The organism is Gloeocapsa sp. PCC 7428 (assembly GCF_000317555.1).
Classification (GTDB): domain Bacteria; phylum Cyanobacteriota; class Cyanobacteriia; order Cyanobacteriales; family Chroococcidiopsidaceae; genus Chroogloeocystis.
In genome coordinates, this window is record NC_019745.1 from 2,718,173 (window position 1) to 2,730,390 (window position 12,218).

At 44.5% G+C, this 12,218-nt stretch carries 6 protein-coding genes; 4 read left to right on the top strand and 2 right to left on the bottom strand.

Annotated elements, in window-relative coordinates; all coding sequences use genetic code 11:
- Positions 1-34: 34 nt before the first annotated feature.
- Positions 35-1,690, bottom strand: a complete 1,656-nt coding sequence (locus tag GLO7428_RS11915) for a transglutaminase family protein (protein WP_015188795.1) — start codon at positions 1,688-1,690, stop codon at positions 35-37.
- A 463-nt stretch (positions 1,691-2,153) separates the two neighbouring features.
- Between GLO7428_RS11915 and GLO7428_RS11920 the strand changes: the two genes are divergently transcribed.
- Together GLO7428_RS11920 and recF are read left to right on the top strand one after the other, a co-directional pair.
- On the top strand, positions 2,154-4,967 hold the full coding sequence (locus GLO7428_RS11920) for a cation-translocating P-type ATPase (protein ID WP_015188796.1): 2,814 nt from the start codon (positions 2,154-2,156) through the stop codon (positions 4,965-4,967).
- A gap of 69 nt (positions 4,968-5,036) precedes the next feature.
- The gene (gene recF / locus GLO7428_RS11925; RefSeq protein ID WP_015188797.1) at positions 5,037-6,155 is read left to right on the top strand and encodes a DNA replication/repair protein RecF; all 1,119 of its coding nucleotides are present in this window, start codon (positions 5,037-5,039) and stop codon (positions 6,153-6,155) included.
- 224 nt (positions 6,156-6,379) lie between these two features.
- On the opposite strand, the gene GLO7428_RS11930 is transcribed toward recF, so the two are convergent.
- Entirely contained in the window at positions 6,380-6,841 is a 462-nt protein-coding gene (locus GLO7428_RS11930; protein WP_231295475.1) for an MgtC/SapB family protein, read from the bottom strand.
- Between the two features lie 304 nt (positions 6,842-7,145).
- Here GLO7428_RS11930 and GLO7428_RS26050 point away from each other — a divergent pair, with 304 nt between their 5' ends.
- Both GLO7428_RS26050 and GLO7428_RS11940 read left to right on the top strand, forming a co-directional pair.
- Complete coding sequence (locus GLO7428_RS26050; RefSeq protein WP_015188799.1) at positions 7,146-9,374, top strand: CHASE domain-containing protein; 2,229 nt, start codon at positions 7,146-7,148, stop codon at positions 9,372-9,374.
- The gene (locus GLO7428_RS11940) at positions 9,310-11,796 is read left to right on the top strand and encodes a putative PEP-binding protein (protein WP_081588068.1); all 2,487 of its coding nucleotides are present in this window, start codon (positions 9,310-9,312) and stop codon (positions 11,794-11,796) included. Before GLO7428_RS26050 ends, GLO7428_RS11940 begins: the two co-directional genes overlap by 65 nt.
- Positions 11,797-12,218: the final 422 nt, after the last annotated feature.

The window sequence follows — 12,218 nt, forward strand, 5'->3', positions numbered from 1 at the left end:
CCCTCAATTCTTTGTCAACGTCTACTGCCATATTTCATAGCGGTGGCAATTCTTCAAAAATGGTAAAGCGGATGTGGTTGATGGCAATATCACCAAGCGAAATTTCTTCGAGTGGCAAGCCTTTGCTTGTTATTGTTTCAAATGGTATGCCTTTACCAATTTCGATGTGATACCAAGCTAATCCCATAAAAAAGCGTGAAGGATAAGGACCGTTTTCTACCACATCATCAGGATTGGATTCCATAGGCAACCACTTATTTAACCCTGGTACGTAAAATTCTAACCAAACATGGTTAAAGTCTGGTTGTAGCGGAACGCCCCGTTGTTCGGCATAAGGAGGACACTTATAGCGACCGATTGTGCGACACGCAATACCATTAAGGCGTAATAGTGCGAGTAAAACACCAACATACTCGCCGCAGGAACCAATACCGCGATCTAAAACAACATCGGGCGTATCAATGTGCGGTTTGATACCATAGGACAATTCATCGTAAACATAGTTACGAACTTTATAAGCTTTACGCAGAAGATTCGTTTCGGTTCCGATCGCTTCTTTAGCCGCACGACGGACAATTAGCTGATCCATCGCTAACTCATCATCATCGACCAAGTACCGCGATTGAAATTCCGTTGATAAGCTAGGGAGATCTTCAACGTCTCTAGGAGTGAGGCGATATTTGATACCGCGTACCTCGATTAATGCTCTCCAGCCAAAGATATGTCTTTCACTTGGTTGCAGATTATCAAATTTAAAGACAGCAACGCGCTGTCCTTCTACAACTTCTTCGGTAAAGGGTAAACCAATAGGTTCAACGTGTTTGACTTTTTGACGGTCAGTTTCTGCTGGTAAAGCAATGCGCCACTCGACTTGCTTTAAGGCATGAACATCTTCTAACGGAGCAATTTCCTCCGCATAGATCATCTCCAGCAAGTAGCCATTCGACAGCGCATAGTGTTCGCTAGGATTGTAGTAATAATCTAAAGGATGGACAAACGTGCGATCGCGATACGTTAATTCATGCGATGGGTCGGCATTGGGATTATCGCGGATGTAGGCTTCTTCATCAGCATACGCAACATACAGCGTCTCTCCACCTTGATGAGGATAAAATGCTAAACCTGTAGGCGAAGCAAAAGGAGTCAGCACGCTAAACTTGATGTCTCCCGTAGCGCGTTCTAGGCAATAAACACTTTGTTCTGTCGTATCGCAAACCCACAATTCTTCATCACGAACGGTGATATTTTCTACCCCGACTCCTGGCGCGTAAAACTGCGTAATTTGACGTTTTGTTTCGCGGTCAAAAATCAAAATATAACCAGTTTTTTGACACGTTACGTAAACTGTTGATGCCCACACAGCAATGCCGTTCGCCGGATACGGTAAGGTCACGAACTCTTGTAACTTAAAATCATTTAACTGGCAGAAATACACTGTGTTTTCACGTGTTAACCAGAGTGTGTTCTCCCACCAAGCTATTCCTGTGACATCGACAAATTCGGAAGTCGCGTGGGAATTGATGATTGTTGTGTTGTCGTTGGTAGGATCGATTTGTAGTAGATGTCCTTTAACCGGATCGATAGCAATCAGTTTATTGTCAACAAACGCGATGCCATGCAGTGCAGCTGCGCCGATTGGTCGGATAGTTCGCTGTAGGTTGCTAGAAGAAGTGGGTGTTGCGGAAGTCATAGACACAATAAATAAGCCTTTGCCGAATGCCTGAATGCTTTAATTTACAAAAATTTGAGTAGACACCCCAAGAAACTCCAACCTGTACTAATATTGCTATACAGAACTCAGTTTAATACTAAATGCGTAACAGAAATTCTGACTGTTTAGCAGGAACACTACACATTAAATAAGCAGCTTTAATTTAGAAATGACACCTTGCTAATTTTGGAAATGGATAGTGGGGAGGAATTATTCTTAATTAATTACCGGCTTTACGTTACATTTATTTTTACCCTTTACTCAAAGCATAAATTTGCAAGTAGTTCATTCAGATCAGATTAGATCGCGATCGCATACCTTGCCGTCTTGCCAAAGAACTAAGTCTAGAGTGACGCTTTTAAGATAAATTGCTGTACACATAGCTCAAAGGTAGTAGCTAATCTATGATTAATGTCTATACTCCTTTGCCGAGAGCTATTTCATGTCTGCACATTCTCTGCCTGAGTCAACACCTGTATGGCACGCCTTGGATGTTGATAAGACTTTACAACTATTAGCGAGCGATCGCACGGGTTTAACCTCCGAAGAAGTACAACAACGATTGCAAAAATACGGACTCAATGAACTGCAAGAAACGGGCGGTCGTAGTTCTTGGGTAATTTTTCTCGATCAGTTCAAAAACATCATGTTAGTGATGCTGATTGCGGTAGCCGTCATATCAGCATTCTTAGACTTACAGAGTAATGAATTTCCCAAAGATGCGATCGCGATTGGTTTAATTGTTGTCCTCAACGGTATCCTTGGCTATTTACAAGAAAGTCGTGCCGAAAAAGCCTTAGCTGCACTTAAGAGCCTTTCTGCCCCATTAGTACGCGTGATACGTGACGGTAGAATTGTTGAAGTCGAAGCCAAAGAACTTGTCCCAGGAGATATTATGCTCTTGGAAGCAGGCGTGCAGCTAGCCGCCGATGGACGCTTGATTGAAGAACAAAACTTACAAGTCCGCGAAGCTGCGCTGACTGGAGAAGCCCAAGCGGTTGAAAAACAAGCAGATATTCAACTTCAGGACGATACGGGAATTGGCGATCGCCTCAATATGGTATTTCAAGGCACTGAAGTTGTCCAAGGACGCGCCAAGGCAATTGTGACGGGTACAGGGATGCAAACTGAACTCGGACGCATTGCGGCAATGATTCAGTCGGTAGAAAGCGAACCAACGCCTTTGCAACAGCGGATGTCGCAACTAGGAAATGTGCTAGTGGGTGGTTCACTAGTTTTAGTTGCTTTAGTGGTTGTGGGTGGTGTCCTCCAAAACAGTAATTTCGATCTCGCCAACCTCAACTTTAGTAACCTTAATGAATTGCTGGAAGTTTCCTTGAGTATGGCGGTTGCTGTCGTACCCGAAGGTTTACCCGCTGTTATTACTGTTACCTTAGCACTTGGAACACAGCGCATGGTACGCCGCAAAGCGTTGATTCGCAAACTACCAGCCGTCGAAACTTTAGGTAGTGTCACAACAATTTGTTCGGATAAAACGGGCACCTTGACACAAAATAAGATGGTGGTGCAAGCAGTTTATGCGAACGATAAATATTTCCAAGTCACCGGAGAAGGATATGTTCCCCGTGGGCAGTTTCTGCTAGAAAATCAAAACATTGAAGTTGCCGAACATCCCGAACTTCATGCTTTACTCGTCGCGTGTGCTTTGTGTAACGACGCCGTTTTGCAGCAGGAACAATCGCAGTGGATCATTTTAGGCGATCCAACCGAAGGCGCGCTGCTATCGCTTGCGGGTAAAGCAGGTATAGAAAAAGATCAGTGGGAGGCACGATTACCGCGTGTGGCAGAATTTCCCTTTTCTTCGGAACGCAAGCGCATGAGCGTCATTTGCAGTACTAAGCACGAAGCACAAAATGCTTTGGCTTTTGATAATACTGGATCTTATTTAATGTTTACAAAAGGTTCACCTGAGTTAACATTAGTGCGTTGTACTCAAATTCATCGCGGCGATCGCTCGATACCACTCACCGAAGCCCAACGCCAAGAAATTCTCGCGCAAAATAATGCAATGGCAGGTAAAGGGTTAAGAGTCCTAGGTTTTGCTTATAAGCCACTCGCCACGTTACCCGACGAAGGTTCTGAAGACACATCCGAGCGCGAATTAGTTTGGCTAGGATTAGTGGGAATGCTCGACGCCCCACGTCCTGAAGTCCGCGAAGCTGTAGCACGTTGTCGCGATGCTGGAATTCGCCCTGTGATGATTACCGGAGATCACCAATTAACCGCACAAGCGATCGCCACCGATTTAGGAATTGCGCAGTCAGGCGATCGCGTCCTTACAGGTCAAGAATTAGAACACATGAGCCAGCCCGAACTTGAAAAACAAGTCGATCTTGTCAGCATTTACGCACGAGTTTCCCCAGAACACAAATTACGCATTGTCCAAGCGCTACAACGACGCGGTAGATTTGTAGCGATGACAGGTGATGGTGTTAATGATGCACCTGCCTTAAAACAAGCTGATATCGGTATTGCGATGGGAATTACTGGTACTGATGTCAGTAAAGAAGCCAGTGACATGGTACTGCTTGATGACAACTTTGCAACCATTGTCGCCGCCACCGAAGAAGGTCGAGTTGTCTATACTAATATTCGCCGATTTATTAAATACATTCTTGGCAGTAACATCGGCGAAGTTTTAACAATTGCCGCTGCGCCATTGCTTGGTTTAGGTGGCGTACCGTTGAGTCCGCTACAAATTTTGTGGATGAATTTGGTGACTGATGGTTTACCCGCGCTTGCTTTAGCAGTCGAACCTGCTGAACCAGATGTGATGAAACGACCTCCCTTTAGTCCGCGTGAAAGTATTTTCGCACGCGGGCTAGGATCTTACATGGTTCGTATCGGCATTATTTTTGCAATCATCTCGATTGCCTTGATGGTATGGGCTTACTACCATACGCATACACCTGAATATCCTCGCGATCCTGCAACATGGAGGACGATGGTGTTTACAACCTTGTGTTTAGCACAGATGGGTCATGCAATAGCCGTTCGTTCTAACACAAGATTGGCAATTGAATTAAATCCTTTCTCGAACCGTTATTTGCTCGCAGCTGTTGTTGTAACCGCAATATTACAACTGATGCTGGTGTATGTTCCACCACTAAGAGCATTTTTTGATACTTTCTGGCTCAGCCCGTTAGAACTCGCAATCTGCTTTGGTTTTAGTACCTTACTATTTGTATGGGTCGAATTAGAAAAGTTATTCCTTCGTATAGTCAAAAGACACTAGGAGTGATGAGTAGCAGTTATCTGCTCCTGAAGCACCTGAAGCCCCCTTGCCCCTGCTTCCTGAATGACTATGTACCTAAAAACTTTACATCTACAGCAGTTTCGTAACTATCAAGAGCAGTGGGTTGATTTTTTAGCGCCAAAAACGATTTTGGTAGGTAATAACGCGCAAGGTAAGTCAAATTTGTTAGAGGCGGTGGAACTGCTAGCAACATTACGATCGCATCGTAGTCCGCGCGATCGCGATTTGATTCGCGACGAAGAATTAATCGCCAGAGTCAGCGCGACATTAGAACGCCAAACAGGTATCACTGACTTGTCGTTAACGCTGCGACGCAATGGCAGGCGCACGGTTGCGCTCAATAGTGAAAATATGCGGCGACAAATGGACTTTTTGGGTACGCTGAATGCAGTCCAGTTTTCTAGTCTCGATCTCGATTTAGTTCGTGGTGGACCTGATCAACGCCGTAATTGGTTAGATACTTTGTTAATTCAGCTAGAGCCTGTCTACGCACATATTTTGCAACAGTATAACCAGGTATTACGCCAGCGAAATGCTTTGTTGAAAAAAATTCAAGGTGCAGAAGCCGGCAATCAGAATTTAGAAGAATTGGCAGTTTGGAATGAGCAATTAGTCAGCGCTGGTATCCGAGTCATTAGAAGGCGATCGCGCGCGATCGCGCTTTTGGCTCCGGTTGCGGCTAATTGGCACGCAAGTATTAGTGGTAGTACCGAAGTTCTACAGGTGAAATATACACCTAACGTCATTTGGGATGAAAATCCAGAAGGATTACAGCAAGCTTTTGTTGAAAAAATTGCTACTAGAGCGATCGCCGAACAGCATCAAGGTACGACTTTAGTCGGTCCCCATCGCGATGAAATTGAGTTGACGATTAATCAAACACCTGCGCGCGCCTATGGTTCCCAAGGACAGCAACGAACTTTGGTTCTCGCACTCAAGCTTGCGGAACTCAAACTTATTGAAGAAGTCGTTGGCGAATCACCGCTATTATTACTCGATGATGTCTTAGCCGAACTCGACCTTCACCGTCAAAATCAATTACTCGACGCCATTCAAGACCGCTTTCAAACGTTGATTACAACTACGCACTTAGGCTCTTTTGATGCTCAATGGCTCAAAGCCTCTCAGATTCTTCACGTTGAATCAGGACAGATAACGCACGACTAGAGGTGAAGCAGCAGAGGGGCAGAGGAGAAATGATTTGTAGTTTTTAATTAGTGAAATGGTATTAGAACATCGTAGAAGCTCATAATGATTTCCCTGAGGGGAGTTTAACGCTGACATCTGAACCCTGCTAGATTTGGTGAAATTGCGTATAGCCCTGACTTGATGAGTCCACGCAGGTGGACTTTGCTTTTTGCAGCCGCAACTTTAGTTGTCAGGTGTCTCAATCAAATTCGGCGTTCAATTTGCTTAAATACATTGAGAACGAGTAAAGCGAGTACCGCGCTAATTAGAGCTAGCTGCCATAGTCCACATCCAGCGACAACTCCTAAAGCCGCCGAAACCCAAATCGCCGCAGCAGAAGTTAACCCGCGAATATCTGCAAGTTCGCCATCGCGATCGCGCGTTGCGCGGAGAATCTCGCCTTCACCGAGAAACCCTATACCAGCAGCAATACCTTGAATAACACGGCTGAGCGCGTCAGGGCTGTCTGCATTGACACCCATTTGCAAGGGAATCAGTACGAATATAGCCGAACCAAGACTGACGAGCATATGAGTTCGTAAGCCAGCCGGTTTTTTTCGTAGTTGGCGTTCTAAGCCAATGATTGCTCCAACAATGAGCGCAATACAGATCCTAAAGACAACACTTCCTAGGTCACTAGGAGAAACAAAGTAAGTACTTGTCAAAGTTTGTTTTTTAACTCCAACCATCACAAATTTAATTTATACCTAATAGTAAATCACCTTTATATAACCAAAGAGCTATACCAATAGGTGAGGCTTTATCTGGAGAGGTACGCGATCGCAAAATTTATGTGTTAGTTTGTAAATCCTGATTTTTTGAGTATTTTGTTATGGCTTAGATATGGCACAAATGAAGTAATCTCCTCAAAAGGAATACCATAGATACTATAAAAAGTTCATAAAGCCGTTGGTAACTTATTCATAAGTAATTCCACGTAAATAGGCTTTTGCGCGAGTCAAACTTTTCATGGAACCGTACTTATCCTCAAAACTACGTCAACTACGTCGCCCTTGGATTCCTTATTTTGTATTAGTAGTGACTTTACTACTAACTGGAATTGCAACTTACTACGTAGCACTTACCGCTAGAACCAAAGACCAATTGCGCTTTAACAATGCGGTTGAACGGACTAAAGATGATATCCAAAATCGTTTGGATACCTATATTTCACTGTTACGGAGTGGAAGTGGCTTATTTGCGGCAAGTGACTTTGTGACTCGCGCCGATTTTCAGGCTTATGTAAAACAGTTGGAACTTCGCGATCGCTATCCAGGAATTCAGGGTATCGGATTTAGTGTGAAAGTAACATCCGCGCAAAAAGATGCCCTGATTGCCGAACTGCGTCAACAAGGAATACAACTAACAATTCGCCCAGAAGACAAGCGCAGCGAGTACCATTCAATTATTTACCTCGAACCGTTAGACCGTAGGAACCAAGCCGCAATCGGGTTCGATATGTTTACAGAAAAAGTTCGCCGTGCGGCAATGGAAAGGGCGCGAGACACGGGTAGTGCAGCTGCGTCTGGAAAAGTCACGCTTGTACAAGAAATTGACCGTTACAAACAAGCTGGGTTTTTAATCTACTTTCCTGTTTACAAAAACAATTCAAACCCGAAAACCGTCGCGCAAAGACAAGCTGCATTACTAGGGTTTATTTATAGCCCGTTTCGGGTAGATGACTTACTCGATGATATTGTTAGCGAAAAACAGTATTCTTACGTAAATTTTGCAGCATACGATGACACTAATATCACCCAGGGAAACTTACTGCATCGTTCGCATCAGGACAACGACAACTATCAACCAAGCTTAACAACGACAACAACTATTGATATTGCCGGACGTACCTGGAGTTTAGTTTTTACAACACGTCCTGAGTTTGTTCGTGCCTCCCAAGCAGGGTTAGTACCATACGTCTTCTTCGGAGGAGTCGCGATCAGTCTAGTATTATTTGGACTCACGCGATCGCAAGCTCGTGCTAAAACTGTAGCCCAAAGCGCAGTCGCCCAAATGCACGAATCGCAAGCTGCACTTCGTACAAGTGAATCGCGTTTTCGCTGCTTAATAGAAGCCGATATCATCGGCATTATTACGGCTGATTTAGAAGGTAAAATTCTTGAAGCTAATGATGCGTTTTTACGCATGGTGGGATACGAACACGAAGACCTCAAAGCAGGATTGCGTTGGGATGATTTGACACCGGCTGAACATCAGCATTTAGATCAACTAGCAAGTCAAGAAATTAGGACATCTGGCGCTTGTCGTCTTTTTGAAAAAGAATATATCCGCAAAGATGGTCAGCGCATTCCGGTTTTACTCGGTGGTGCAATTATTGAAGGTAGTCAAGATACTTGTATTGCTTTTGTCCTCGACCTGACTGAACGTAAGCAGTTAGAAGTTGCTTTACGCCGCCAAGCCGAAGAACTCGCCGAAGCTAATCGCCTTAAAGATGACTTTTTAGCTATAGTATCGCACGAACTACGCACGCCTTTAAATGCTATGCTCGGTTGGGTGCAATTATTGCGGAGTCGTCAATTAGATGAAGCAAAAAAGGCAAAAGCCCTAGAAGTGATTGAACGCAATGCGAAAATTCAAACGCAACTTGTTGAGGATCTCTTAGATACTTCGCGTTTGATGCGCGGTCAGTTACATTTACAGATGCGTTCTGTTGATATATTAGGTGTTATTGAAGCTGCGATTAATACTGTACAACCAACGGCAGCAGCCAAAAAAATTCAGATTAAAACTACGACTTCTGAGGGAATTCGGTTGGTTTGGGGTGACAGCGATCGCTTGCAACAAATTGTTTGGAATCTGTTGTCAAATGCCGTGAAATTTACTCCTGAAGGCGGTGAAGTTGAAGTTAAACTGAACTGCATTGATCGCTATGTGGAAATTCAAGTCAGCGATACAGGAATTGGAATTAGCCCTGAGTTTCTACCGTATGTTTTTGATCGCTTTCGCCAAGCCGAAAGCGCGACGACGCGCTCAAGTAGCGGTTTAGGGCTGGGACTTGCGATTGTGCGTCAGCTGGTAGAATTGCACGGTGGCACTGTTGATGCTAAGAGTGCTGGATTTGGACACGGAGCGACTTTTATTGTGAAACTTCCACTGTGGAATAGGTTCCAGAATGTCGTCACCGAAGATCTCATATCGCGCCATCAAACGCGATCGCCAAAGCGAATCATACGTTAAAAATGTGGAAGAAATACACTGGCTGGAGCAAATTCAACCTTCACAGCGCACTTTAGTAGGTGATCGCGCATTACAACTAAGCCAATGGCGACAGCGCGGTTTTCCGGTCAAATCAGGTTTTGTCGTATCATCGCTGGCATGGCGAACGTTTTTAGCGCAGCTTTTGAGTTCAACTGATGGTCTGCTGGATGCTTATGTTCACCTCAATATCGATGATTGGCAGCAACTACAACAAGTCGCACAACAGTTACGTCAAGCGATCGCGCAAGAATCTTTAGTCGTTGATTTGAGTCACAAGATCGCAACAGCCGCGCAGAGTTGGACAACACTTATTTTGCATCCGGATCTCGTTTTACCAGAGGGAACACCGCAAAACTTACAAAATGCTTTGGAATCGCCAGTAAGTCATAATCATCCCGCAGCGATCGCCCAAGCCTTACTGCGAACTTGGAGTCAGTTATTGAGTGCGAGAAATTTATTCTATTGGCGGCGGGTTGGTATTGATCTACAACAACTTGATGTTGCTCTTCTTGTGCAGCCATTACACAATGCGATCGCCTCTGGTACACTGCACTGTCAAACCGACAGATTAGAAATTCAAGCAAGTTATGGATTAGGGCTTGCGATCGCCCGCGGCGAAGTTATCCCCGATTTTTACTCGGTAGATCCAAAATCGGGAACAGTGCGATCGCAAACGCTAGGGTACAAAACAATTGCGTATGGTGTGACTAATTTACCCGTACCAGCAGGATTCACCCACCATACATCTTTTAGCAACCAAAATGACTTGCAAGTTTTTCTACTCAATGCTGCACAACAGCAACAATATGTCTTGCAACACAATTTACAGCAATTAATTCATCTGGGACAAAAATTCATTCAAGAAACGCATTCCGCGATCGCGTGCGAGTGGGCGTTAGAAACCGCAGGCGTTGAGCCACATTTAGTGATTACTCAATACCGCGATTCTCCAGTTGTAGGAGAAACCCGCCCTCAACCGCTTGCGTCGTCTTCAGCATTGCTGCAAGGGCTAGCTGCTGCGCCAGGACGTTCGATTGCACCTGCGTACGTTGTTAGCGATCCTCAACAGACGCCGCACTTACCACCAGGAGTTATTGTTGTTACAACGGCGATCGCACCTGATTGGTTGCCCATACTACAACACGCTGCGGGCTTTATCACCGAACACGGCGGCTTAACGTCGCATAGCGCGATCTTAGCAAGAGAACTTGGAATTCCCGCCGTCGTCAGCGTCGCGCAGGTAACTCAGATTTTGCAAACGGATGATTTAATTGATCTCGATGGCGATCGCGGTGAAATTCATCGTCTCAGAAGTCAAACCGAACAAACGCGATCGCACCCCATAACTGCGCTACCAACACCCAACCGCAAAAATTCAACGCATCGCCGTATCATACCATATAAGCGCTACAGACAATTCAATAAATCTTTATCAAATCATCATGTGCCAATTGCAACTCAAATTTTCCTCAACTTAAGTCAGCGTCATCTATTGAATAAAATGCAAAAGCTACCAGTGGATGGCTTAGGTTTGTTGAGGTCTGAGCTTATGGTATTGAATATGCTAAAGGGTCAATCGATACTCGAATGGTTGCCGCAGCGCCAGTCAGAATTACTCGAACTTTGGCAAGAACACATTGCGCAGTTTGCCCGCGCCTTTGCACCAAAACCCGTGTTTTATCGCTCACTCGATTGGCGATCGCCTGAGTTTCAATTACTTTCTAATCCAGCGCTATCCACAGGTGACGCTCATTTTAGCTCCGGCTATCGTGGCATTGTCAGCTATTTGCAAGATCCTACGCTGTTTGATTTAGAACTGACTGCTTTAGCAGGCGTACAGCAAGCAGGCTACGATAATATTCACTTACTTCTACCGTTTATGCGGACTGTAGAAGAATTTGTCTTTTGTCGGCAGCGAGTTGAACAAGTCGGATTAACTCAATCTCCGCAGTTTCAATTGTGGATTATGGCAGAAGTGCCATCAGTGTTATTTTTGCTTCCAGAATATGTGGCGGCTGGCGTTCAAGGCGTTTCAATTGGGACAAACGATTTAACACAGTTGCTGCTAGGCGTTGACCGCGATTTTGGGCATTTAGCTCATTTTGACGCCCGCCATCCTGTCGTGATGCGCGCGATCGCCCAAATTATTCAACAAGCGAAACAAGCACGCATTCCCTGTACGATCTGCGGCCAGGCACCTGTTTTGTATCCCGAATTAATCGATTCTTTGGTAGAGTGGGGAATTACGGCAATTTCAGTCGAAGCTGATGCGGTGGAAGTAACGTATCAGGCGATCGCCCGCGCCGAACAACGCTTACTTTTGAAGAGTGCGCGTCATCAATTACACGCAGAAACTAGCAAATTTGCTACAGAACCAACACCAGAAGATCTGGAATATTAGAGAAGGGACTTACTAGCTTAATAAGCTGAATACAATTTAAAAGCTCTCTCTTAAGGAAGGTGCAAAAAAATTATTCTTGAAGTTCTTTTGATGTAGTTGTACTCAAGAAAGCTTATGAATAATTGAGTAGAAACGCGAACCGATAGCTAAGCAATTTACAGTTTGCTGACGCTTGTATGTAAAGAGTATGTGAAGAACGCTGGGAATTATCCTCCTTGACGCTGCTATTTGTTAAAGTTTCTGTGAAGTGTGACTTGCAATACACACTATTTTTACTCATACCTGGTAATTAAAGTCATGTTTCTCTTAATTATTGCAGCGTTTATCAATCAAAAAAAACTGACTCCGTAAATGTAGCGATAAGTATCAAATCAAGCTAGTATGTTTACTAAACTTAACTAAATGTCTGAGATTCTGCCGAA